Annotated in this window: 20 protein-coding genes; 13 read left to right on the top strand and 7 right to left on the bottom strand. The window is 67.1% G+C overall.

Annotated elements, in window-relative coordinates; genetic code table 11:
- Positions 1-5: 5 nt before the first annotated feature.
- The gene (locus ACWV8V_RS10645) at positions 6-299 is read right to left on the bottom strand and encodes an NHLP-related RiPP peptide (RefSeq protein WP_455899710.1); all 294 of its coding nucleotides are present in this window, start codon (positions 297-299) and stop codon (positions 6-8) included.
- 136 nt (positions 300-435) lie between these two features.
- On the opposite strand from ACWV8V_RS10645, the gene ACWV8V_RS10640 reads away from it, so the two are divergent.
- Entirely contained in the window at positions 436-1,659 is a 1,224-nt protein-coding gene (locus ACWV8V_RS10640) for a putative peptide maturation dehydrogenase (protein ID WP_455899709.1), read from the top strand.
- Here ACWV8V_RS10640 and ACWV8V_RS10635 read toward each other — a convergent pair.
- From ACWV8V_RS10635 to ACWV8V_RS10625, 3 genes are read right to left on the bottom strand one after another with little or no spacing between them, the layout of a single operon-like run.
- Positions 1,593-3,575 (bottom strand): acetyl/propionyl/methylcrotonyl-CoA carboxylase subunit alpha, encoded by a 1,983-nt coding sequence (locus ACWV8V_RS10635; RefSeq protein ID WP_455899708.1) that lies wholly within the window; start codon positions 3,573-3,575, stop codon positions 1,593-1,595. The two genes, ACWV8V_RS10640 and ACWV8V_RS10635, sit on opposite strands and share 67 nt — an antisense overlap.
- Before the next feature lie 55 nt (positions 3,576-3,630).
- Positions 3,631-5,241 (bottom strand): carboxyl transferase domain-containing protein, encoded by a 1,611-nt coding sequence (locus ACWV8V_RS10630; protein ID WP_070474306.1) that lies wholly within the window; start codon positions 5,239-5,241, stop codon positions 3,631-3,633.
- 10 nt (positions 5,242-5,251) lie between these two features.
- A complete protein-coding gene (locus ACWV8V_RS10625; protein ID WP_455899707.1) occupies positions 5,252-6,415 on the bottom strand; it encodes an isovaleryl-CoA dehydrogenase in 1,164 nt (387 codons plus the stop codon).
- A 146-nt stretch (positions 6,416-6,561) separates the two neighbouring features.
- Here ACWV8V_RS10625 and ACWV8V_RS10620 point away from each other — a divergent pair, with 146 nt between their 5' ends.
- The 3 genes from ACWV8V_RS10620 (at position 6,562) to ACWV8V_RS10610 (ending at position 9,340) form a co-directional block, all read left to right on the top strand.
- Positions 6,562-7,167 (top strand): TetR/AcrR family transcriptional regulator, encoded by a 606-nt coding sequence (locus tag ACWV8V_RS10620; protein ID WP_176990198.1) that lies wholly within the window; start codon positions 6,562-6,564, stop codon positions 7,165-7,167.
- Positions 7,168-7,281: 114 nt separating this feature from the next.
- Positions 7,282-7,800 (top strand): c-type cytochrome, encoded by a 519-nt coding sequence (locus ACWV8V_RS10615; RefSeq protein WP_046272290.1) that lies wholly within the window; start codon positions 7,282-7,284, stop codon positions 7,798-7,800.
- 94 nt (positions 7,801-7,894) lie between these two features.
- Positions 7,895-9,340 carry an ExeM/NucH family extracellular endonuclease gene (locus ACWV8V_RS10610; protein WP_455899706.1) on the top strand — a complete coding sequence of 482 codons (1,446 nt, stop codon included), beginning with the start codon at positions 7,895-7,897 and terminating at the stop codon, positions 9,338-9,340.
- 61 nt (positions 9,341-9,401) lie between these two features.
- Here ACWV8V_RS10610 and ACWV8V_RS10605 read toward each other — a convergent pair whose 3' ends face one another.
- Positions 9,402-10,268: an EamA family transporter gene (locus ACWV8V_RS10605; RefSeq protein WP_455899705.1), complete on the bottom strand. Its 867-nt coding sequence runs from the start codon at positions 10,266-10,268 to the stop codon at positions 9,402-9,404.
- 56 nt (positions 10,269-10,324) lie between these two features.
- Here ACWV8V_RS10605 and ACWV8V_RS10600 point away from each other — a divergent pair, with 56 nt between their 5' ends.
- Together ACWV8V_RS10600 and zapE are read left to right on the top strand one after the other, a co-directional pair.
- The gene (locus ACWV8V_RS10600) at positions 10,325-10,999 is read left to right on the top strand and encodes an alpha/beta hydrolase (RefSeq protein ID WP_455899704.1); all 675 of its coding nucleotides are present in this window, start codon (positions 10,325-10,327) and stop codon (positions 10,997-10,999) included.
- A complete protein-coding gene (zapE, locus tag ACWV8V_RS10595; RefSeq protein ID WP_313208897.1) occupies positions 10,996-12,096 on the top strand; it encodes a cell division protein ZapE in 1,101 nt (366 codons plus the stop codon). Before ACWV8V_RS10600 ends, zapE begins: the two co-directional genes overlap by 4 nt.
- 57 nt (positions 12,097-12,153) lie before the next feature.
- Here zapE and ACWV8V_RS10590 read toward each other — a convergent pair whose 3' ends face one another.
- Positions 12,154-12,975: a DUF2884 family protein gene (locus ACWV8V_RS10590; protein WP_455899703.1), complete on the bottom strand. Its 822-nt coding sequence runs from the start codon at positions 12,973-12,975 to the stop codon at positions 12,154-12,156.
- A 565-nt stretch (positions 12,976-13,540) separates the two neighbouring features.
- Between ACWV8V_RS10590 and ACWV8V_RS10585 the strand changes: the two genes are divergently transcribed.
- From ACWV8V_RS10585 to ACWV8V_RS10565, 5 genes are all read left to right on the top strand, one after another.
- A complete protein-coding gene (locus tag ACWV8V_RS10585; protein WP_259260539.1) occupies positions 13,541-15,925 on the top strand; it encodes a ribonucleoside-diphosphate reductase subunit alpha in 2,385 nt (794 codons plus the stop codon).
- 110 nt (positions 15,926-16,035) lie between these two features.
- Entirely contained in the window at positions 16,036-17,055 is a 1,020-nt protein-coding gene (locus ACWV8V_RS10580) for a ribonucleotide-diphosphate reductase subunit beta (protein WP_121044332.1), read from the top strand.
- A gap of 628 nt (positions 17,056-17,683) precedes the next feature.
- The gene (locus tag ACWV8V_RS10575; RefSeq protein WP_019184839.1) at positions 17,684-18,097 is read left to right on the top strand and encodes an acyl-CoA thioesterase; all 414 of its coding nucleotides are present in this window, start codon (positions 17,684-17,686) and stop codon (positions 18,095-18,097) included.
- 46 nt (positions 18,098-18,143) lie between these two features.
- Positions 18,144-18,962 (top strand): NAD-dependent protein deacetylase, encoded by an 819-nt coding sequence (locus tag ACWV8V_RS10570; protein ID WP_455899702.1) that lies wholly within the window; start codon positions 18,144-18,146, stop codon positions 18,960-18,962.
- Between the two features lie 58 nt (positions 18,963-19,020).
- Complete coding sequence (locus tag ACWV8V_RS10565; RefSeq protein WP_455899701.1) at positions 19,021-20,169, top strand: NADH:flavin oxidoreductase/NADH oxidase; 1,149 nt, start codon at positions 19,021-19,023, stop codon at positions 20,167-20,169.
- 51 nt (positions 20,170-20,220) lie between these two features.
- Here the strand turns inward: ACWV8V_RS10565 and ACWV8V_RS10560 are convergent, their stop codons facing one another.
- Positions 20,221-21,153 (bottom strand): LysR family transcriptional regulator, encoded by a 933-nt coding sequence (locus ACWV8V_RS10560; protein WP_455899700.1) that lies wholly within the window; start codon positions 21,151-21,153, stop codon positions 20,221-20,223.
- A 139-nt stretch (positions 21,154-21,292) separates the two neighbouring features.
- On the opposite strand from ACWV8V_RS10560, the gene ACWV8V_RS10555 reads away from it, so the two are divergent.
- Together ACWV8V_RS10555 and purU are read left to right on the top strand one after the other, a co-directional pair.
- Entirely contained in the window at positions 21,293-21,559 is a 267-nt protein-coding gene (locus tag ACWV8V_RS10555; RefSeq protein ID WP_123731102.1) for a DUF2798 domain-containing protein, read from the top strand.
- A 77-nt stretch (positions 21,560-21,636) separates the two neighbouring features.
- Entirely contained in the window at positions 21,637-22,488 is an 852-nt protein-coding gene (gene purU / locus ACWV8V_RS10550; protein ID WP_121044317.1) for a formyltetrahydrofolate deformylase, read from the top strand.
- Positions 22,489-22,499 lie beyond the last annotated feature (11 nt).

Here is a 22,499-nt window from a genome sequence, read left to right as displayed (position 1 = left end):
GACCGTCAGCTGATGGTGTCGCCAACTTTGCCAGCTTCGAAACAGAACACCACCGTCATCGACGCGGTATGCGTGCTCAGATAGGTTTCCAGTTCGCTGCGCAGGGCGAGCAGTTCCGAAGGCGTGGCGAGGTCCACGACAGCCAGGCAGTCGGTACAGCCGTCGGGGTCGATGCCGATCGAGGCAAGCGCTGCCGCGCCATCGGCGGAAAACAGCGTGCGGAACGCCGTATCGCCAATCAGATGGTCGAGCAGCAGCATGGCTTGGGTCGGGGTGAGCTGGGCGGGAGTAGGCGTCATGGTCGATTTCCAGGGCAAGAGAGTGTTCTATCGGCACAAGCGCTCCCCGGTTGAGCACAACGCACCGGCGGAGGCCTCTGTGTGCGGTCACCGCACATCGGGATAAGCTTACTTCTGCATTACGACAGGAAGATCGATGCGCGTTCGCCGCTGTACCCATCTACTGCTGGAGCCGCGCGAAACCGTCTCGTTCGGCCTGCAGGCGCTTCTGCGTGGCAACACCGAGGCCAACAGCACCCATGTCTGGCTGGCGCTTGCGGGGCACCTGGATGGCCCGGTGGAGATCGACGCCGGGCAAAGCGAACTGCTTGGCCGCACCAGCGCAACGCAGTGGCGGACGTTGTCGGCGCAGGACATGGCCGATCCCCGCTGGGGCCAGTTGCTGAGCAACGGCCTGCTGCTGGGCGATCAGCCGGAACACGCAGACCTTCTGGCGCGCGACCAGCGGATCAAGGACGCACATTGGTGGCCACTGTCCGCCGTGGCGCACCGGCACTCGCGCTGGCAGGGCGTGGACAGCGTTTCGGACATGCGCGGGCAGGGCCTGGATACCGCAGTCGGTCTGCGCAGGACGCTGGGTGCGCCGCCGCCTGCCGTGCATCCTCTGGAGGGCCAGTACCAGCCGCTGCCGAACGTGCAGGAATCCCCGTTCGATGCCCTGCTGGCGGCCAGAACCACCTGTCGCAACTTCGATCCCGGGCGTGCGCTGCCGCTCCCGATGCTGGCCCAGCTCCTCCAGCGCAGCGTCATGGCCCACGCCGCGCTGCAGGTCGAGCAGGACATGCTGATCCTGAAGAAAAACGTCCCTTCGGGCGGGGGTCTGCACCCGACCGAGGTATGGCTGCTGGTACAGCGCGTCGACGGGCTCGCGCCCGGCCTCTACCACTATCACGCGCTGGACCACGCGCTTCTGGCGTTGCCATCGCCGCCCGTTCCCACGCTGCCATCGCTGGCTCGCACCATGGTATCGGGGCAGGAATGGTTCGCCGATGCGCCGGTCCTGATCGTGCTCGCCCCTCGTTTTGGACGCAGCTTCTGGAAGTATCGCAACCACGCCAAGGCGTATCGTGCGCTCACGCTGGACGCAGGACACATCTCGCAGATGGTGTACCTGGCGGCCACGGAAGCAGGCCTGGGTGCTTTTGTGACCGCAGCCATCAACGAAGGTGACGTGGACCAGGCCTTTGGCCTGGATGGCGTGGAACAGGGCGCGCTGGCGATCTGCGGTGTGGGCTACCGTGCGGTAGAGCGCAGCACGGCCGAATTTGATCCGGCCGGCCGCAGTGCGGGTAACTACCCCGCCTCGAAATCCACCAGCACCGCCCCATCACCCACCTGGTCCCCGGCTTTAACCCGGTAACCCTGCACGGTGCCATCGGCCGGCGCCTGCAGCGTGTGCTCCATCTTCATCGCCTCCAGCACCAGCAGCGGCGCGCCGCGTTTGACCGCCGTGCCCGGTGCCACCAGTGTGGCCACGATACGGCCCGGCATCGGCGCGACCAGGCTGCCGGCATCGGCAACGGACTGGTCCGCCTCGCTGACCGGATCATGCAGGGTGAAGCGCTGCACGCCCTCGCTGCCGAACAGGTACAGCTCGTTTCCGTCGCGGATGACGGTGGCGCGGTGCAGCTGCTCGCCGATCTGTACGCGCAATGCATCACCGGTCAGGCGCCCGCTGCCCTGCAGCGCTTTGCCGTCCATGTGGACAGCCCACTGCTCGCCAGCTGCCTGTACGGCGACGCTGCGCTGCGCACCCCGGTGCTCCAGTGTCAGCGCGCGTGCGGCCGGCGCGCCGAGGCGCCAGCCATCCTGGGCCTGCCACGGCGAGTGCGGGTCGCGCGCATCACGGCTGGCGGCTTCGCTGGTGGCCACGCCGGCAATCGCGGCCAGCGCCCAGAGTGCCGGATCGCTGTCGCCGTCGTTCGGGGCCAGTGCGGCCTGCTCGCGCTCGATCAGCGCGGTGTCCAGCTTGGCCTGGGTGAACGAATCGGTCATTACCAGCCGGCGCAGGAAGGCGGCATTGGTGGTCACGCCAACCACTTCGCATTCGGCCAGCGCCTGCTGCATGCGGCGCAGCGCCGCATCGCGGTCGACGTCCCAGACGATCAGTTTGGCGATCATCGGGTCGTAGAACGGGGTGATCGCATCGCCCTGCTCGACACCGGCATCCACGCGCACGTGCGCGGTGTTGGCCGGCAGGCGCAGGTGGCGCAGGGTGCCGGTGGACGGCAGGAAACCGCGGTCGGCGTCTTCGGCGTACAGGCGTGCTTCCAGTGCATGCCCACGGATCTGCAGCTGATCCTGCTGCAGCGGCAGCGGCTCACCGCTGGCCACGCGCAGCTGCCATTCCACCAGGTCGGTGCCGGTGATGCACTCGGTGACCGGGTGCTCCACCTGCAGGCGGGTGTTCATTTCCATGAAGTAGAAATCGCCATCGGGCCCGGCGATGAACTCCACCGTGCCCGCGCCGACGTAGTTGACCGCGCGCGCGGCATCGACGGCGGCCTTGCCCATCGCGGCGCGACGCTCGGGCGTCATGCCGGGCGCGGGCGCTTCTTCGAGCACCTTCTGGTGGCGGCGCTGCACCGAGCAGTCGCGCTCGAACAGGTACACCACGTTGCCGTGGCTGTCGCCGAACACCTGGATCTCGATGTGGCGCGGGCGCTCGACATACTTTTCGACCAGCACGTGGGCGTTGCCGAACGCCGACTGCGCCTCGCGCTGGCAGCTGGCCAGCGCCTCGGTGAAGGTCGCGCTGTCATCCACGCGGCGCATGCCCTTGCCGCCGCCGCCGGCGCTGGCCTTGATCAGCACCGGGTAGCCGATGCTGTCGGCCTGCTGGCGCAGGAACTCGGGGATCTGCTCGTCGCCGTGGTAGCCCGGGGTCAGCGGCACGCCGGCCTGCTGCATCAGTGCCTTGGCCGCGCTCTTGTCGCCCATCGCGCGGATCGCCGCAGCGGAGGGACCGATGAACACGATGCCGGCCTCGGCGCAGGCCTGCGCGAAGCCGGCGTTCTCCGAGAGGAAGCCGTAGCCGGGATGGATCGCCTGCGCGCCGGTGCGGCGGGCGGCCTCCAGGATGGCGTCGCCGCGCAGGTAGCTCTCACGCGCGGGCGCCGGGCCGATCGCGATGGCCTCGTCGGCCAGGCGCACGTGGCGCGCGTTGCGGTCGGCGTCGGAGTACACCGCCACGGTGGCGATGCCCAGGCGCTGGCAGGTAGCGATGACGCGGCAGGCGATTTCGCCACGGTTGGCGATCAGGATCTTGGTGAACATGGTGGTCTCGTTGCGCGGGCCAGGGGCGGCGGTGCCAGGCGGCACCGCCCGTGCATTACATGCGGAACACGCCGAAGTCGGTCTTCTTCGCCGGGGCGTTGAGGCTGGCCGACAGCGCCAGGCCCAGCACACGACGGGTGTCGGCCGGATCGATCACGCCGTCATCCCAGAGCCGGGCGCTGGCGTAGTACGGGTGGCCCTGCGATTCGAACTGCTCGCGGATCGGCGACTTGAAGCCGTCTTCTTCCTCGGCCGACCACTGCCCGCCCTTGGCTTCGATGCCATCGCGCTTGACCGTGGCCAGCACGCTGGCGGCCTGCTCGCCGCCCATCACGCCGATGCGCGCGTTCGGCCACATCCACAGGAAGTTGGGCGAGTAGGCGCGGCCGCACATGCCGTAGTTGCCGGCACCGAACGAGCCGCCGATCACCACGGTGAACTTGGGCACCTTGGCGCAGGCCACGGCCATGACCAGCTTGGCCCCGTCCTTGGCGATGCCGCCGTGCTCGTACTTGCGGCCGACCATGAAGCCGGTGATGTTCTGCAGGAACACCAGCGGGATGCCGCGCTGCGTGCACAGTTCGATGAAGTGCGCGCCCTTCAGCGCGGACTCGGAGAACAGGATGCCGTTGTTGGCGATGATGCCCACCGGGTAGCCGTGCAGGTGCGCGAAGCCGGTGACCAGGGTGTTGCCGTAGCGCGGCTTGAACTCATCGAAGCGCGAATCGTCGACCAGGCGCAGGATCACTTCGCGCACGTCGTAGGGCTTGCGCGTGTCGGCCGGGATCACACCATACAGCTCGTGGGCCGGATGCCGCGGTTCCACCGGGGCCTGCACCGCCAGCGCCGGCTCGGGCTTGCGCCAGTTGAGCTGGGCGATGATCGCGCGGACCCGGGCCAGCGCCTGCAGGTCGTTGTCGGCCATGTGGTCGGCCACGCCGGAGATGCGCGTGTGCACATCGGCACCGCCCAGTTCTTCGGCGGTGACCACTTCACCGGTGGCCGCTTTCACCAGCGGCGGGCCGCCGAGGAAGATGGTGCCCTGCTCGCGCACGATCACCGTTTCATCGCTCATCGCCGGCACGTAGGCGCCACCGGCGGTGCAGCTGCCCATCACGCAGGCGATCTGCGGGATGCCCTGCGCGGACAGGTTGGCCTGGTTGTAGAAGATCCGGCCGAAATGGTCGCGGTCCGGGAACACCTCGTCCTGCAGCGGCAGGAATGCACCGCCGGAATCCACCAAGTAGATGCAGGGCAGGCGGTTCTGCTCGGCCACTTCCTGCGCGCGCAGGTGCTTCTTGACCGTCATCGGGTAGTAGGTGCCACCTTTGACCGTGGCATCGTTGGCCACGATCACGCACTCCACGCCCGAGACCCGGCCGATACCGGCGACGACACCCGCACTGGGAATCGGATCGCCATACATGCCGTGCGCGGCCAGCGGGGCGATTTCCAGGAAGGCGCTGCCCGGGTCGAGCAGGGCATCGATGCGGTCGCGCACCAGCAGCTTGCCGCGTGCGGTGTGCTTGGCGCGTGCCGCTTCGCTGCCGCCCAGCGCGGTCTGCGCCAGGGTAGCGCGCAGGTCGTCGACCACCGCCTGCAGCGCGGCGCGGTTGGCCTCGAAGGTGTCGCTGCCCGGTTGCAGCTGGGTGCTCAATACGGTCATGGCAGGGCCCTTACTTGGTGCGCTGGAACAGTTCGCGGCCGATCAGCATGCGGCGGATCTCCGAGGTGCCGGCGCCGATTTCATACAGCTTGGCATCGCGCCACAACCGTCCCGTCGGGTACTCGTTGATGTAGCCGTTGCCGCCGAGGATCTGGATCGCCTGGCCGGTCAGCCAGGTGGCCTTCTCGGCCGAATACAGGATCGCGCCGGCCGCGTCCTGGCGCGTGGTGCGGCCCTGGTCGCAGGCGCGTGCCACCGCGTAGACATAGGCGCGGCAGGCGTTGAGGCCCACGTACATGTCGGCCAGCTTGGCCTGGATCAGCTGGAAGGTGCCGATCGCCTCGCCGAACTGCTTGCGCTCGTGCACGTACGGCATCACCACGTCCATGGCCGCAGCCATCAGGCCGAGCGGGCCACCGGAGAGCACCACGCGCTCATAGTCCAGACCGGACATCAGCACCTTGACGCCACCGCCGACCACGCCAAGCACGTTGGCTTCGGGTACTTCGCAATCCTGGAAGACCAGCTCGCAGGTGTTGGAGCCGCGCATGCCGAGCTTGTCCAGCTTCTGCGCCGTGGAGAAGCCCTTCATGCCCTTTTCGATCAGGAACGCGGTGATGCCCTTGGCGCCGCCATCCGGATCGGTCTTGGCGTACACCACCAGCACATCGGCATCCGGGCCGTTGGTGATCCACATCTTGTTGCCGTTGAGCACGTAGTGATCGCCGCGCTTGTCCGCGCGCAGCTTCATCGAGACCACGTCCGAGCCGGCGCCCGGTTCGCTCATCGCCAGCGCGCCGACCAGCTCGCCGCTGCACAGGCCGGGCAGGTAGCGCATTTTCTGCTCTTCGTTGCCGTTCTTGCGCAGCTGGTTCACGCACAGGTTCGAGTGCGCACCGTAGGACAGCGCGATGGCACCGGAGGCGCGTGAGATCTCTTCCATCGCCACCACATGCGCGAGGTAGCCCATGCTGCTGCCGCCGTATTCCTCTTCCACGGTCAGGCCGAGCAGGCCCTGCTCGCCGAGCTTGCGCCACAGCGCATTGGGGAACAGATTCTCTTCGTCGGCCTGGGCCGCCAGCGGCGCGATTTCAGCGGAGGCAAAATGGGCCACGCTCTGGCGCAGCAGGTCGATCTCTTCGCCGAGATCGAAGTTCATGGTCGGGACGTGCATGGGCGACTCCGCAACAACAAGGGATGGGACGCGCCGGGAGGGATGGACGGGCTGACAGGGCCGTCCCGCGGGCGATGTACCCCCAGCGTAGCCGGGTTCGACAAAGAAGTGAACACAAATTCAAAAATTGAACATAGAATCAACAAATGGCCTACAAACGCTCCGCCCTGATGGAAGAACGCCTTGCCGGCGCCCGCGAACGCATCCTGCTGGCGACCCGCGCGCTGGTGGCGGCCGGCGGCTACCGCAACGCCCCGGTGACCGCGGTGGCGGCCGAGGCCGGCGTCTCCACCGGCCTGATCTACCGGCACTTCCCCTCCAAGGCCGAACTGTTCGTGGAGGTGCTGACCGCCGCTGTCGAGCATGAGCTGCGCATCTTCGAGGCGATCGCGGCCGAGCCGCTGCCCGCGCCCGAGCGCCTGCGCCGGGCGATCACCGCCTTCGTGCGGCGCGCGCTGGCCGGGCCCGGGCTGGCCTATGCCTTCATCGCCGAGCCGGTCGATCCGGAAGTGGAAGCCGAGCGCATCCGCTGCCGCCGTCTGTTCGGCGATGTGTTCCGGCGCATCGTCGCCGATGGCGTCGAGGCAGGCACCTTCCCGCAGCAGGACACCCATGTCGCAGCGGCCTGCATCGTCGGGGCGTTCACCGAGGCGCTGGTCGGCCCGACCGCTCTGAGCCGCGATGCGCACGGCGATGAAGATGCGCTGGTCGAGTCGATCTGTGTTTTCTGCCTGCGGGCCGCGGGCGCCTGAGTCGCGCCGATGCTGCATTGCGACACCCGGCGGTCGCTTGCGCAGCGCCGCCGACGCTGGTCATACTCGGCCGACAAGCCGTGGTCCAACGACTACCAGCCAGGGGTATAGAGAGTGCGGAATTACGACCTCGAGTTCCTGAAACGCTTCTCCATGGTCATCGCGCTGCTGATGGCCATCACACTCGGCCTCATCATCTTCGCGGCCTACCTGCATACCAGCATCCCCCCTGAAGTCTCGCCGATGGCGGCCAAACGCACGGAACAGCGCATCGCGCCGGCCGGTGCGGTGTACGCCGGCAGCACCGGTGCCGCCGCCCAGGCTGCGGCCCAGGCCGCCGCGCTGGTCAAAGCCGCCTCGCAGGTCGCCTACGGTGGCACCACCGACGGCAAGGTGATCTACGACAACCTCTGCACGGCCTGCCATACCAATGGCGTCGGCAAGGCGCCGACGCTGGATCACGGGCATTGGGATGCGCGCATCGCCCAGGGCAAGGACACGCTCTACAAGCATGCGGTGGAGGGCTATACCGGCCCGGACGGTGGCATCATGCCGCCCAAGGGCGGTAATCCGGCGCTGACCGAGGAGCAGATCCATGCCACGGTCGATTGGATGCTGGCCAACCTGAAATAACGGCTTTGCCGGATCAGGTCACCGACGCCGCCGAAGGGCGGCGTTTCACTTTATATGGTTAGCCTTGTCGCACTTCCCTGGAGTCCTGCTTCCGATGCGCCGTACCCCCCTCGTGTTCGCTCTCGCGCTGGCCCTGTCCGGCGCGGTCCATGCCGCCCAGCCGCAGCCCGCCACCTCGCCGCAGGTGCGTCCGGCGCCGACCACGTCGGCCACGGTCACCCTGACCGCGCCGCCCACCGACTGGCGCACGCTGGACGGCCAGCAGGTCCGCATCGCCGCGCCGCTGACCCTGGCCGGCACCGATGGCCTGTCGCGCTTTGGGGAGTTGACCGTGGCCTTCGGTGGTCGCCTGTGGCAGCCGAGCGAAGTGGCCGCACCCGGCAGCCCGGAGCACGCCCGTGAGGTGGCCGACAACCTGCGTCGCCGGCTGGTGCTCGACGATGGCAGCGACGCCCGGGATCCCGGCCCGGTGGCCTACCTGCCGGCGGCCGCGAACCTGCGCACCGGCATGGTCCTGCGCAATATCGAAGGCATCGTCCGCGTCGATGCCAAGGGCAACACCCGCCTGCAGGTGACCCGCCCGCTGAACCTTCCGGCGCTGGAGCGCCCGGCCGTACCGGTGGTGGCCGGGACCCTGCACGTGGCCGCGTTCAACCTGGAGAACTTCTTCAATGGCGACGGCCAAGGCGGCGGTTACCCGACCCTGCGTGGTGCCCGGACCCTGGCCGAACACCAGGCGCAGAAGGCCAAGCTGGTCGCCACCATCAACGCGCTCGGTGCCGATGTCGCGGCGCTGATGGAACTGGAGAACGATGGTTACGGCCCGCAGTCGGCGATCGCCCAGCTGGTCGATGCGCTCAATGCCGACCGGGGCCAGGGAGCCGACTGGCGCTTCATCGACGCGAAGCAGGGGCCGGGTGACAACCCGATCCGGGTCGGCATCATCTATCGCGCGTCGCGTGTGACCCCGGTCGGCGCCCCCGCCGTGCTGGAGAAGGAGCCCTTCGGCGAGCGCAGCCGCGTGCCGCTGGCGCAGGCCTTCCGTGCTGGCAAGGGCGCGCCGTTCGTGGTCGTGGCCAATCACTTCAAATCCAAGGGCTGCTCCGAAGCGACCGGTGCCGATGCCGATCAGAAGGACGGTCAGGCCTGCTGGAATGCCACCCGGGTCGCCTCGGCCACGCTGCTGGACCAGTGGCTGGCGACCGACCCCACCGGTGCGGGTACCCGCGATGCGGTGCTGCTGGGCGACTTCAACGCCTACGCGATGGAAGACCCGATCCGCACCCTGCACGCCGCCGGCTGGCGGGATGCGTTCGCAGTGGCCAAGGTCGAACACCCTTACAGCTATGTCTACAACGGCATGACCGGCCGGCTGGACCATGCGCTGTTGAGCCCGGGCATGGCCAAGCGCCTGCGTGCGGCGGCGGAGTGGCACATCAATGCCGATGAAGCTGACGATGTGGGCTACCGCGACCGCAACGAAGCGGGCCCGTGGCGCAGCTCGGACCATGATCCGCTGTTGCTGGGGTTTGATCGCTGATCCCGGTCACCGTCGCGTTGCCTTGGTAGTGCCGGCCGCTGGCCGGCACCGCATCAGTCGGTTACCACGTGCCCCACGCGATCAACCCGATCGCCGCCACGGCCAACCCCAGGCCCACCCGGTTCCACACACTGGTGCGCTCGCCGAAACCGACGATGCCCACCAGCGCGCCCAGCACCACCACGCCGATGTTCATGCCGGCGAACACCACCGCCGGGCTGTCCGGCAGATGCTGGTGGGCGCGCACGTAGAACAGGATGTTGCCGAAGTTGAGCAGGCCGAGCAGGGCGCCGCCGGCCAGGTTGCGCCACTGCAGGCGGGCGATCCCGCGCAGGTGGCGCCATAGCTGCAGGATGAGCATCAGCACGAAGGCCAGGCTGAAACTGACCAGAAGTGCCGCCATCGAAGGCGTACCCGACAACGCCACCTTCTTGAGCAGGATATCGACCAGGGCGTAGCCCACCCACACCGCCAGCAGCCACGGCCAGGCCCGCCCGCCAGTGGGTTCGGCCGCCCCGGCGCGCGGGCGCACGCTGATCCCCAGGATAGCCAGCAGCCCCAGCCCCAGGCCGGCCAGCTTCCAGCCGTTGGCGGTCTCGCCGAACACCAGGAACGCAGCCAGCAGCGAAAGCAGCAGCGACAACCGCTGGGCCACATCGCTGCGGACGATCCCGGCGCGGGTCACCGCGCGGGCCATCATCAGGAAGATCGCCGGCAGCGCCACGGCCAGGCAGAGCAGGGCGGCCCACGGCGCGTGCGGGGTCTGCAGCGAGGCCAGCGAGGGCTGCAGCAGCACCGCGCTGAGCACGCTGGCGACCAGATAATTCCAGGTCACCACCTGCGGCATGTCCAGCCGCTGGCGCGGCGCCAGCTTCAGCAGGACCGACACCAGCACGCTGCAGAGAACGCTGAAAACCAGAAAGTGCATGTACGGATCCGGCGGGGGCGGCGGTGAAGCACGCGGAGGGACGGTATTATGACGCCATGCACAATCCCCCATTTCCCCAAGAAAGCGGTGCGCTGACGCTGGACGGACCGGTCGGTCCGCTGGATGTCGTGGTTGATCTGCCCGAGGCCGATGTCGCGGTACAGCCGGTGGTGGCGATCGTCTGCCACCCCCTGTCCACCGAGGGCGGCAGCATGCACAACAAGGTGGTGACCATGGCGGCGCGCGCGCTGCGCGACCTGGGCATCGCCACCGTGCGCTTCAACTTCCGCAGCGTCGGCGACTCGGCCGGCACGTTCGACAACGGCGTGGGCGAGCAGGACGACCTCAAGGCCGTCGCCGCCTGGGTCCGTGCACAGCGGCCGGGCCAGGACCTGTGGCTGGCCGGTTTCAGCTTTGGTGCGTACGTCTCGTTGCGCGCCGCGGGCGACCTGCAGCCGACCACGTTGATCTCGATCGCGCCGCCCGCCGGGCGCTGGGACTTCGAGGGCATGCAGCCCCCGGCCCAGTGGCTGGTGATCCAGGGCGAGGAAGACGAGATCGTCGATCCGCAGGCGGTCTATGACTGGCTGGACGGCCTGGACGCCCCGCACGAACTGGTGCGCATGCCCGATACCAGCCACTTCTTCCACCGCAAGATCGTCGACCTGCGCGGCGCGCTCATCCATGGCGTCAAACAGTGGCTGCCCAACCCCGCCCCCGGCGCGGCATGAGCGACACCGTGATGACCCCGTCGCAGCGCTACGCCGATGGCGTGGCCCGGGGCGAATGGCAGAACGACCCGGCCCAGCACGCCGCCTTGGCCGAGCTGGACCGCATCCACCTCGCACTGGTCGACAGCGCGCAGGATGGCTGGCTGGATCGCCTCTCCGCGTTCTGGAAGAAGCCCGAGCCGGTCAAGGGCCTGTACTTCTGGGGCGGGGTGGGGCGCGGCAAGACCTTCCTGGTCGACCTGTTTTACGACGGCCTGCCGATCGAGCAGAAGTACCGCACCCATTTCCACCGCTTCATGCGCGGCATCCACGAGCGCCTGCGCGAGCACCAGGGGCAAAGCGATCCACTGGCGAAGATCGCCCAGGAGTGGCGCAGCAAGCTGCGCGTGCTGGTGCTGGACGAATTCTTCGTCACCGACATCGGCGATGCGATGCTGCTGGCGCGCCTGCTCGAGCGGATGTTCGCCGAGGGCGTGACCCTGGTGACCACCTCCAACACGGCGGTGGAAAACCTGTACCTCAACGGCCTGCAGCGCGACAGCTTCCTGCCCGCGATCGGGCTGCTGCAGACCTACTGCGTGGAGTTGTACGCCGAAGGCACCGAGGATTACCGCATGCGCGCGCTGACCCGCTCGCCGGTGTACCAGTCCCCGATCGATGCCGGCAGCGATGCCTGGCTGGCCGGCCGCTGGGCCGAGCTCAGCGGTGGGCAGCCGGCCAAGGCGGGCAACATCGAGATCGAAGCGCGCAAGATCCCGGTGCGTGGCCGCGGCAAGAGCATCGTCTGGTTCGATTTCAAGGCGCTGTGCGAAGGCCCGCGTGGCCCCTCGGATTACATCGAGATCGCGCACGAGTTCAACACCGTGCTACTCGGCGACATCCCGCACTTCGACACACTCAACGAAGATGCCGCGCGCCGCTTCGTCAACCTGATCGACGAGCTGTACGACCGCCACGTCAACCTGGTCTGCACCGCGACCGATTCACCGGTTGGGCTGTATTCGGGCATCCGCCTGCAGGGCGCGTTCGAACGTACCGCCTCGCGCCTGATCGAAATGCAGAGCGCCGAGTACCTGGGCACCCCGCACCGCGCGTAACTCCGCGCCGGGCGTGGATAGGCCGCAATGTAGATCCACGCCATGCGTGGATGCTCTCTACAACGGGGGCAGCACCAACGCCGCCCCGCGCGGCTGTTCGTGCGCGATCGGCGCGGCCGCGTCTTCCTCGCGGTCCATCACCATCATCGCCAGCGGCTTGCCCTGGTAGCGCACCTCCAGCGACTGCTGGATCGCATCCAGCGCCAGCACCTGGGTGCACAGCGACTGGGCCTGTGCCTCCAGCGCCTGCCCACGCGCCTCCATGCGGCGCTCCAGGTCGGCCTCCATCTTCTCGGCGCGGGCTTCGATCCGGCCCGAGCCGCCGGTCAGCATCGTCCACATCACGCCGCGGGCGAGCGAGGCCGACATCGACTCGGCGGCCTGCTCGATGCGCGCCTCGAACTGCTCGCCGAACAGGTCCTGCTCCCAGATACCGCGGCCGAGGGTACGGCCGACGTACGCATGGGCATCCTTGCGCAGCCCGTCCACCTCGCGCGCCTTGCGGCGGCTGCCGGTCATGATCTCCACCGTGGCCCCCAGCGCGTCGAAGGCGATGTCCGTGGCCTCGCCGGCCACCCCCGCCACCGCAGGCACCAACTGGCGGGTGCCCCATTCCAGCTGGCGCAGGCGCTGGGCGTCGGCGTCGCTGACCGGGATCGGCTGGCGATCGATGTTCAGCTCGCCGTCGTGGAAGAAAATCTCCGCCGGCACCTGCTCGCGGTTGCGCAGCCAGATCCCGCCGCTGTCCACCAGCACGTTGTAAGGCGTGCTCACCCCGCACTGGCGCGAGGAGAGCTGCGGGCCTTTGCTCTCGCCCGCCGCGGCGGTACCGGCCACGGTCAGGCCCAACATCAGACAGCCGATCAGGGGCAGGCGCATGGTCGCGTTCATATAAAGGAGGCGTATCGGAGCGTGGCACCCCGGGGCCACCCCCGGCGCGGGTCGGAAGTCACCCTGACCGGCGGCCATTCGTTAGGGCGGTGTGAGCGGCCGTTGTTCTGTTTTCGAGGAGGACAATCCGGCCATCTGCCCTTGACTGCGCACTCGCTTTCGACAGGTCCAGACCGTTCGTCGGACGCCTTTCCGGCACGGTCCTTGCGCCACAAGGGATTAGGGAAATTCACTACATTTGGCGTTGACGACACCTGGTACCCCCACTATCTTGTGGCCGTCGGTCCCGCCGACCACAAGTCGACGGGTGTATCGCCTTCACGCCGATGGCCTGAAGACCTACTGACAACCGCACTCACGTACAGCGTGTGGTGCCGGTCGCACGACTCTCCGGGGGAGAGGACCGGTGACGCAGGGGAATCCGCCCGCAGGCCTGCCTGCGCTGTCGCGGCTCCTGCGACGCCGCAGGTCCACCCTGTAGATCCGTGCGCCGGTTCGGCCTGCAATGCAGGCGACGCTGTACCACTTCCAATCACGCCCAGAGGAAAACGCCGTGAGCATCGAAACCAGCACTGACATCGATAAGGAAAGCGAGTTCCTGCTGACCTCGCCGCCGACGGCGACCGCCATGAGCGTGACCAAGCGCAACGGCACGACCGAACTGGTGGACCTGAACAAGATCGTGCGCGCGGTACAGCGCTGCGCCGAGGGTCTGCATGCGGTCGATCCGATGCGTGTGGCGACCCGCACCATCTCCGGCCTGTACAACGGCGCCACGACCCAGGAGCTGGACGAACTGTCGATCCGCACCTCGGCGCTGCTGATCGGTGAGGAGCCGGAGTACGGTCGCCTGGCCGCGCGCCTGCTGGCCAACTTCATCGCCAAGGAAGTGTCCGGCCAGGAAATCCATGCGTTCTCGCAGTCGGTCGGCCGCGGCCACGAAGTGGGCCTGATCAACGCGCGCCTGCTCGACTTCGTGCAGGTCAACGCGCGCAAGCTCAACGACGCGATCGATCCGACCCTGGACCTGCATTTCGATTACTTCGGCCTGCGCACCCTGTACGACCGTTACCTGCTGCGTCATCCGCACACCCGCAAGGTGATCGAGACCCCGCAGCAGTTCTTCCTGCGCATCGCCAGCGCCTTGAGCGAAGACGTGCCCGAAGCCCTGGCGCTGTACAAGCGCATGGGCAATCTGGATTACCTGCCGTCCAGCCCGACCCTGTTCAACTCCGGCACCACGCATGAGCAGCTGTCCTCGTGCTTCCTGCTGGATTCGCCGCAGGATTCGCTGGAGTCGATCTACGCCAAGTACGGCGATATCGCCCAGCTCTCCAAGTTCAGCGGCGGCATCGGCGTCAGCTACAGCCGCGTGCGTTCGCGCGGTTCGCTGATCAAGTCGACCAACGGTCATTCCAACGGCATCGTGCCGTGGCTGAAGACCATGGATTCGTCCGTGGCGGCGGTCAACCAGGGCGGCAAGCGCAAGGGCGCGGCCTGTGTGTACCTGGAAACCTGGCATGCCGATATCGAGGATTTCCTCGAGCTGCGTGACAACACCGGTGACGAATCGCGTCGTGCGCACAACCTGAATCTGGCCAACTGGATCCCGGACCTGTTCATGCAGCGCGTCGAGGCCGACCAGGAATGGTCGCTGTTCGATCCGAGCGTGGTGCCCGAGTTCACCGATCTGTTCGGTGAAGCCTTCGAGCAGGCTTACCTGCAGGCCGAAACCCAGGGCAAGGCCCAGCGCACAATCTCCGCACGCAAGCTGTACTCGCGGATGATGCGTACCCTGGCCGAGACCGGCAACGGCTGGATGACCTTCAAGGACAAGTGCAACCGCGCCAGCAACCAGACCCTGCGTCCGGGCAACGTGATCCACCTGTCCAACCTGTGCACCGAAATCCTGGAAATCACCTCGGCCGAAGAGACCGCGGTGTGCAACCTGGGCTCGATCAACCTGGGCAACCATTTCGATGCCCACGGCGAGTTCGATTTCGACAAGCTGGCCGACACCGTGCGCCTGGCTGTGCGCCAGCTCGACCGCGTGATCGACCTGAACTTCTACCCGATCGAAACCGCCCGCCGCGGCAACCTGCGCTGGCGTCCGGTCGGCCTGGGCTGCATGGGCCTGCAGGACGTGTTCTTCCGCAAGCGCCTGGCCTTTGACAGTGCCGAAGCCCGCGCGCTGTCGAAGAAGATCGCCGAAGCGATCTACTTCCACGCGCTGGAAACCTCGTGCGAGCTGGCCCAGGAACGCGGCAAGCATCCGTCCTTCGCCGACACCCGTGCCGCCAGCGGCGAGCTGCAGTTCGATGCCTGGAACGTGGTGCCCGAAGACACCGCGCGTTGGGATGCCCTGCGTGAGCGCATCAAGGAACACGGCCTGCGCAACTCGCTGCTGATCGCGATCGCCCCGACCGCCACCATCGCCTCGATCGCCGGTTGCTACGAGTGCGTCGAGCCGCAGGTGTCCAACCTGTTCAAGCGCGAAACGCTGTCCGGCGACTTCCTGCAGGTCAACCGTTACCTGGTGAACGAGCTGAAGAAGCTCGGCCACTGGACGCCGGAAATGCGCGACGCGATCAAGCTGGCCGAAGGCTCCATCCAGGGCATCACCCAGATCCCGGAAACGCTGCGCCATGTGTACCGCACCGCCTGGGAACTGCCGATGCGTTCGCTGATCGACATGGCCGCCGAGCGCGGTGCGTTCATCGACCAGTCCGCCTCGCTCAACCTGTTCATGGAAAGCCCGAACATCGGCGCGATGTCCTCCATGTACATGTACGCCTGGAAGCAGGGCATCAAGACCACGTACTACCTGCGTTCGCGCCCGGCGACCAAGATCGCCAAGACGACCGTCAGCAGCTACACCCCGGTCGAAGCCGTCGCCTGCTCGCTGGAAAACCCGGAAAGCTGCGAGGCGTGCCAGTAAACAAGGCGTGCCGGCCCATCGGGCCGGCACCGCCGGGTGCACGGACGGAACATCACACATTCGGTAGCTACCGACCGTTGGTCGGCAGTCGCCAAGAAGGACGAAACACCATGGCCGACAAGCCTGCTCAAATGCTGCTCGATCCAGGTTTTGAACTGACGTTGCGCCCGATGCGCTACCCGCAGTTCTATGACATGTATCGCAACGCGATCAAGAACACCTGGACGGTCGAGGAAATCAACTTCCAGATCGACATCAGCGACCTGCACGGCAAGATGTCGCCGGGCGAGCGCCACCTGATCCACCGCCTCGTCGCGTTCTTCGCCACCGGCGATTCGATCGTGTCCAACAATCTGGTGCTGAACCTGTATCAGCATCTGAACGCGCCGGAAGCGCGCATGTACCTGTCGCGCCAGCTGTACGAAGAAGCGCTGCACGTGCAGTTCTACCTGACCCTGCTCGATAACTACCTGCCGGATCCGGACGAGCGCGCCAAGGCGTTCGACGCGGTGGAGAACATCGATTCGATCAAGAAGAAGGCGGACTTCTGCTTCAAGTGGATCGACTCGATCCAGAACCTGAAGCGCATCGAGACCCGTGACGAGCGTCGCCAGTTCCTGCTCAACCAGATCTGCTTCGCGGCGTGCATCGAGGGCCTGTTCTTCTTCGCGGCCTTCGCCTACGTCTACTACTTCCGTTCGCGCGGTCTGCTCAACGGTCTGGCCTCGGGCACCAACTGGGTGTTCCGCGACGAGAGCGCGCACATGGAGTTCGCGTTCGAGTGCGTGGACGTGATCCGCGAGGAAGAGCCGGACCTGTTCGACGATGCGATGAAGCAGGAGGTCTACGACATGCTGGCCGATGCGATCGAGTGCGAAGTGCAGTTCGCCGAGGACGTGCTGTCGGGTGGTGTGGCGGGCATTTCGACGCGTGATATGCGCCAGTATCTGCAGCATTGCGCGGACAATCATTTCCATCGCCTGGGCATGGAGAAGAAGTACAACGTGCGCAATCCGCTGAGCTTCATGGAGCTGCAGGATGTGCAGGAGTTGACCAACTTCTTCGAGCGTCGTTCGTCGGCCTACCAGGTGGGCGTGAAGGGCGAAGTGTCGTTCGACATGTCGTTCTGATCTGACGCTCACGTCGTGATGTCGAAAAGCCCCGGACATGTTCCGGGGCTTTTCCGTTTCCCGCTTTACTCGCTTAAGCGTTGAAGCGTTGAAGCGTTGAAGCGTTGAAGCAAGAGCGTTGGCGTCCGGATGCTGCGAGTAGAAGTGACCCGGGCAGGCGAATGCTGGACCCGCCGTGAACACGTCCGTGTGGGCTCGTGGGCCGCATCCATGCGGCCCAACGGTCCTGCATTCGCCTACCCGGGTCACTTCCCATGGATCTTCCATTGCGGTTGGAAAGGCGGTTGCTACCAACGTGCGCTGACTATCAATGAAGACCTTGGTATCAACACGTCGTGTAGAGCCGAGCCATGCTCGGCTGCTCTTCCTCTCCCACACCACGTGGCGTAAGCACTCGCCAAAGCCGCTCTCCCCACCGCGCATAAGCAAACTATCTAGAGGAGGTCGGGGGTCCCTTTGCAGGACCGTAAAGCGGCATGGATGCCGCTTACGAGTATTTACGGCGCGTCCAGCAAAGGGGCCTCCGACCTCCTCAAGCCGATAGAAAAGGAAGCGCCCCAAGCTCTACGCGCCCAACCACCCCCTGTCGTATCATCCGCGCCATCCCACAGCATTCCCGGCCCCCGCCATGACCCCCATCCCTGAAACCATCCCGCCCATCGAAGTCCGCATGGCCGAGATCGTGTTCCCCAACCACACCAATCACCTGGGCACCCTGTTCGGTGGCCAGGCATTGGCCTGGATGGACAAGGCGGCGTTCCTGGCCGCCGCCCGTTACTCCCGCCGCACCGTGGTCACCGCGCGCTCGGACCAGGTCGATTTCAAGCTGCCGATCCGCATCGGCCAGATGGTGGAGACCGTGGGCCGCATCGTTGAAGTGGGCCGCAGCTCGATGAAGGTGGAGGTCGAACTGATCGCCGAAGACCTCCACACCGGTGAGCGCAAGCTGTGCACGCGCGGGCACTTCGTGATGATCGCGCTGGATGCCGACGGCCACCCGACCAGCGTCCCGTCGCTGCCGGGTGACATCCCGGGCCCGTAAGCGGGCAGCGATTGCCTCTCTGTCCCTGCGCCCCCATCTGCTGATCATGAGCACACCCCTCGCCGAGTTCATCGACCGCGCCCAGCGCCTGTTCGTGCTGACCGGCGCAGGCTGCAGCACCGATTCGGGCATCCCGGATTACCGCGATGCCGATGGGCAGTGGAAGCGGACGCCGCCGGTCACCTACCAGGCCTTCATGGGCGAGCTGGCCACCCGCCAGCGTTATTGGGCGCGCAGCCTGCTGGGCTGGCCCCGGTTCGGGTGGGCCCAGCCGAACGGCACGCATGCCGCGCTCGCCGCGCTGGAAGCCCGGGGCCAGGTCGAACTGCTGCTCACCCAGAACGTCGACCGCCTGCATCAACGGGCCGGGAGCGAGGCGGTGATCGATCTGCATGGGCGGCTGGACCAGGTGCGCTGCATGGGCTGTGAAGCACGCACCCCGCGCGAGGCGTTCCAGTACCGGCTGCTGGCGCTCAACCCCGGCTGGGAGCATCTGGAGGCCGGACAGGCGCCCGACGGCGATGCCGATCTGGAGATGGATTTCTCCGCCTTCCAGGTGCCGGCCTGCCCGGCCTGCGGCGGCGTGCTCAAGCCGGACGTGGTGTTCTTCGGTGAAAGCGTGCCGCGCGAGCGGGTCGCCACCGTCCACGACCATCTGCAGCGGGCCGATGCGGTGCTGGTGGTCGGCTCCTCGCTGATGGTCTATTCCGGATTCCGCTTCGTGCAGGCGGCCGCGCAGGCCGGGGTGCCGATCGCTGCGCTCAACCGTGGCCTTACCCGCGCCGACGCCCTGCTGAGCCTGAAAGTCGACCAATCCTGCGCCGAGGCGCTGGCCTTCCTGCTGCCGGGAACCGCCGCCGCCTGAGCCGCTACGAAACACTGATCCATTGGCACGGTTGCCTCCGCCGCCGCACAGGAGTGCAATGGCGTCCGGTTCCATTTCCTCTTCCCGAGTTCCCCCCTTGAGCCAGCTCTTCTCCTCCATCCCCTTCGGCCCGCTGACCCTGCCCAACCGCATCGTGATCGCGCCGATGTGCCAGTACTCCTGCACCGACGGGCTCGCCAATGACTGGCACCGCATCCATCTGGGGCAGCTGTCGCAGTCCGGCGCCGGCCTGCTGATCCTGGAAGCCACTGCCGTGCTGCCGGAAGGCCGCATCAGCTGGGCCGATCTGGGCCTGTGGGATGACGCCACCGAAGCCGCGCTGGCCTCGGTCGTGGCCTCGGTCAAGCAGTGGTCGCCGATGCCGCTGGGCGTGCAGCTGGGCCATGCTGGCCGCAAGGCCTCGGTCAACAAGCCGTGGGAAGGCGGCGGTGCGATGGACCCGTCCGATCCGGGTGCGTGGCCCACGGTCGCGCCGTCCGCGCTGCCGTTCGCCAAGACCGATCCGACGCCGACCGAACTGGACCTGGCCGGTATCGATGCCGTGGTGGAGGCCTTCGCGGCTGCGGCCCGTCGCGCCGAACGCGTCGGCATGGACCTGATCGAACTGCACGCCGCGCACGGCTACCTGCTGCACCAGTTCCTGTCGCCGCTGAGCAACCGCCGCGAGGACGACTACGGTGGCTCGCTGGAGAACCGCATGCGCCTGCTGGTGCGCGTGTTCGATGCGGTGCGCGAGGCCGTCTCCGATCGCATCGCGGTGGGTGTGCGCATCTCCGCCAGCGACTGGGTGGCCGGCGGCTGGGATATCGAACAGACCACGACGCTGGCGCATGTGCTGGATGCGCGCGGTTGCCAGTTCCTGCATGTGTCCAGCGGCGGCAACGACCCGCGCCAGCAGATTCCGCTGTCGCCGGGCTACCAGGTGCCGTTCGCGCAGGCGATCAAGGCGCACAAGCTGCGCATGCCGGTCATCGCCGTGGGCCTGATCACCGAGCCCTCGCAGGCCGAATCGATCCTGCGCCATGGCCATGCCGATGCGATCGCGCTGGCCCGCGGCATCCTCTACGACCCGCGCTGGCCGTGGCACGCCGCCGCGGCACTGGGCGATTCGGTCGCTCCGGCACCGCAGTACCTGCGCTGTGAACCGCGTGAAGCCCGCGGTGTGTTCGTCGCGCCGGAACGCTGACACGCGGAAGGGGGTGCCGGCCGCTGGCCGGCATCCCGGGTGCCCCTGCGCTCAGCCGACGTCCACCCGCCACGCCGGCGGCAGCCCGTCGATGATGTGCTGCATCAGCGCCCGCACCTTCGGGGTCAGATCACGGCGATCGCTGACGCACAGGAACAACCGCATCGGTTCCGGTGAGGCCTGGGCGCTCTGCGCATCGCCGGGTTCGAACAGCGCCTGCAGTTCGCCGCGCGCGAGATAGGGCGCAGCCACGAATGCCGCCAGCCGGGTAATGCCGCCACCGGCCACCGCCATCGCGGCCAGCGCGTCGATGTCATCACTGGCCAGTGCCGGGGTCACCTCGGCATCGAAGCGCATGCCTTCGCGCACGAAACCCCAGCGCAGGTAGCGCCCATCCAGCGGATAACGGAACAAGAGGCAGCGATGCTCGCGCAGCGCCTCTGGCGTAAGCGGGATACCGGCACGCGCGAGATACGACGGTGCCGCGCAGACCACGAACGGCACCTGCGCGATGGGCCGCGCCACCAGGCCTTCCTCCAGCTGCGGCTCGATGCGGATGCTTACGTCCACGTCTTCATGCGCGTGGTCGACGCTGCGGTCGGCCAGCAGCAGTTCGATCGCCAGCCGTGGATAGCGTGCCTGCAATGCGGGCATCAGCGGCGCCAGCACATGACGGCCGAAAGCCGCGCTGCTGGCGATGCGCAGCCGGCCTTCGGGCGTGGCATCCAGATCGGTCACGGCGGCCTGTGCCCGCTGCAGGTCACGCTCGATGTGGCGCACCTGGGCGAGATAGACCGCGCCGCGCTCGGTCAGCGCCAGCTGGCGGGTGGTGCGGTTGAGCAGGCGCACGCCAAGGTGGGCTTCGAGCCGGGCAATGTTCTGCCCGACCGCAGCAGGGCTGATGCCCAGCGTGCGCGCGGCCGCAGCCAGGCTGCCGGCATCGGCGGTGCGGATGAAACTGCGGATTGACTGGAGAATGTTCATGCTGAAGGCCATTTTCCATGGTCATTACAACGAATTGCTTTATAAAGCGCCAAGCCGGCGCGGTCTACCGGGCCGTCCGGGCGCTGGCTATCGTGCCGGTCCCGCAACCGCCGGTTGCCTGATCAAAGGAACCCTACGCATGACCGCTCCCCAGGCTGTGGCGATGCGCCGCTGGAAGCTCGGCGCCCGCGCTACCCCATTCGTGTTCGCCTTCTTCATGGCCTCGATCATGGCCATGCTGATGTGCCTGGTGATCACGGCTGCCAATGCCGGCGTGGGCGCGGACTACCCCGCGCGCGTGCTTGGCGCCTACCAGTTGGCGATGCCGACCGCGTTCTGTTGCGTGCTCATGGTGCGCCCGGTGGTGATGCGCCTGGTGGCGTGGACGGTGCATCCGCCGCGGTAACCCGGATGGCCTTGCCGAATGGTTGCAGGTGAGAGCAACCGTGCCGCGGATCCGGGCGCTCCTTTACACTTGAAAGGATGCGCCCCGATTCCATCCTCACCCTGTCATGCCCGGACCGTACCGGGATCGTCTACCGTGTGTCCGGCCTGCTGTTCGAGCTGGGCTGCAACATCCTCGATGCCCAGCAGTTCGGCGACGACGAGAGCGGCCGGTTCTTCCTGCGCGTGCATTTTGACCGTGCCGCCGAGCAGTCGCTGGGCGACGTGGAAGCCCGCATGGCCACGCTGGCCGCCGAGTTCGGGATGGACTGGCAGCTGCATGACGCCCGCCGCCGTGCGCGCCTGCTGGTGCTGGTGAGCAAGCAGGGGCATTGCCTCAACGACCTGCTGTTCCGCGCGCACAGCCGGCAGCTGCAGGTGGACATCGCGGCGGTGGCCTCCAATCACGAGGACTTCGCTGCCCTGGCCGGCTCCTATGGGGTGCCGTTCCATCACCTGCCGGTCAACGCGGACAACCGTGCCGTACAGGAGCAGCAGATCATCGATCTGGTCGAGCGCGAGCAGATCGACCTGGTGGTGCTGGCGCGTTACATGCAGATTCTGTCGCCGCGCCTGTGCGAGGCCTTGGCCGGGCGTGCGATCAACATCCACCACAGCTTCCTGCCCAGCTTCAAAGGCGCGCAGCCGTATCACCAGGCGCACGCGCGCGGGGTCAAGATCATCGGCGCCACCGCGCACTATGTGACCCCGGATCTGGACGAAGGCCCGATCATCGAGCAGGACGTGGCGCGCGTGGACCATGCGATGACACCGCGCGATCTGGTGCGGCTGGGCAGCGATACCGAATCGCAGGTACTGGCGCGCGCGGTACGGCGGCATGTGGAGCACCGCATCCTGCGCAACGGGCATCGCACGGTCGTGTTCCGCTGACCGGTAGGTAC

It is taken from the genome of Stenotrophomonas sp. Ker107b (assembly GCF_053847245.1).
Note: the sequence above shows the minus strand (reverse complement) of the source record. Positions and strands in the feature narration are given on the sequence as shown.

Excerpts from the sequence above, each read along its gene's own strand:
- ACWV8V_RS10645 (WP_455899710.1), bottom strand. The coding sequence starts at position 299 with ATGACGCCTACTCCCGCCCAGCTCACCCCGACCCAAGCCATGCTGCTG.
- ACWV8V_RS10640 (WP_455899709.1), top strand. The coding sequence starts at position 436 with ATGCGCGTTCGCCGCTGTACCCATCTACTGCTGGAGCCGCGCGAAACC.
- ACWV8V_RS10635 (WP_455899708.1), bottom strand. The coding sequence starts at position 3,575 with ATGTTCACCAAGATCCTGATCGCCAACCGTGGCGAAATCGCCTGCCGC.
- ACWV8V_RS10630 (WP_070474306.1), bottom strand. The coding sequence starts at position 5,241 with ATGACCGTATTGAGCACCCAGCTGCAACCGGGCAGCGACACCTTCGAG.
- ACWV8V_RS10625 (WP_455899707.1), bottom strand. The coding sequence starts at position 6,415 with ATGCACGTCCCGACCATGAACTTCGATCTCGGCGAAGAGATCGACCTG.
- ACWV8V_RS10620 (WP_176990198.1), top strand. The coding sequence starts at position 6,562 with ATGGCCTACAAACGCTCCGCCCTGATGGAAGAACGCCTTGCCGGCGCC.
- ACWV8V_RS10610 (WP_455899706.1), top strand. The coding sequence starts at position 7,895 with ATGCGCCGTACCCCCCTCGTGTTCGCTCTCGCGCTGGCCCTGTCCGGC.
- ACWV8V_RS10605 (WP_455899705.1), bottom strand. The coding sequence starts at position 10,268 with ATGCACTTTCTGGTTTTCAGCGTTCTCTGCAGCGTGCTGGTGTCGGTC.
- ACWV8V_RS10600 (WP_455899704.1), top strand. The coding sequence starts at position 10,325 with ATGCACAATCCCCCATTTCCCCAAGAAAGCGGTGCGCTGACGCTGGAC.
- zapE (WP_313208897.1), top strand. The coding sequence starts at position 10,996 with ATGAGCGACACCGTGATGACCCCGTCGCAGCGCTACGCCGATGGCGTG.
- ACWV8V_RS10590 (WP_455899703.1), bottom strand. The coding sequence starts at position 12,975 with ATGCGCCTGCCCCTGATCGGCTGTCTGATGTTGGGCCTGACCGTGGCC.
- ACWV8V_RS10580 (WP_121044332.1), top strand. The coding sequence starts at position 16,036 with ATGGCCGACAAGCCTGCTCAAATGCTGCTCGATCCAGGTTTTGAACTG.
- ACWV8V_RS10575 (WP_019184839.1), top strand. The coding sequence starts at position 17,684 with ATGACCCCCATCCCTGAAACCATCCCGCCCATCGAAGTCCGCATGGCC.
- ACWV8V_RS10570 (WP_455899702.1), top strand. The coding sequence starts at position 18,144 with ATGAGCACACCCCTCGCCGAGTTCATCGACCGCGCCCAGCGCCTGTTC.
- ACWV8V_RS10565 (WP_455899701.1), top strand. The coding sequence starts at position 19,021 with ATGGCGTCCGGTTCCATTTCCTCTTCCCGAGTTCCCCCCTTGAGCCAG.
- ACWV8V_RS10560 (WP_455899700.1), bottom strand. The coding sequence starts at position 21,153 with ATGAACATTCTCCAGTCAATCCGCAGTTTCATCCGCACCGCCGATGCC.
- ACWV8V_RS10555 (WP_123731102.1), top strand. The coding sequence starts at position 21,293 with ATGACCGCTCCCCAGGCTGTGGCGATGCGCCGCTGGAAGCTCGGCGCC.
- purU (WP_121044317.1), top strand. The coding sequence starts at position 21,637 with ATGCGCCCCGATTCCATCCTCACCCTGTCATGCCCGGACCGTACCGGG.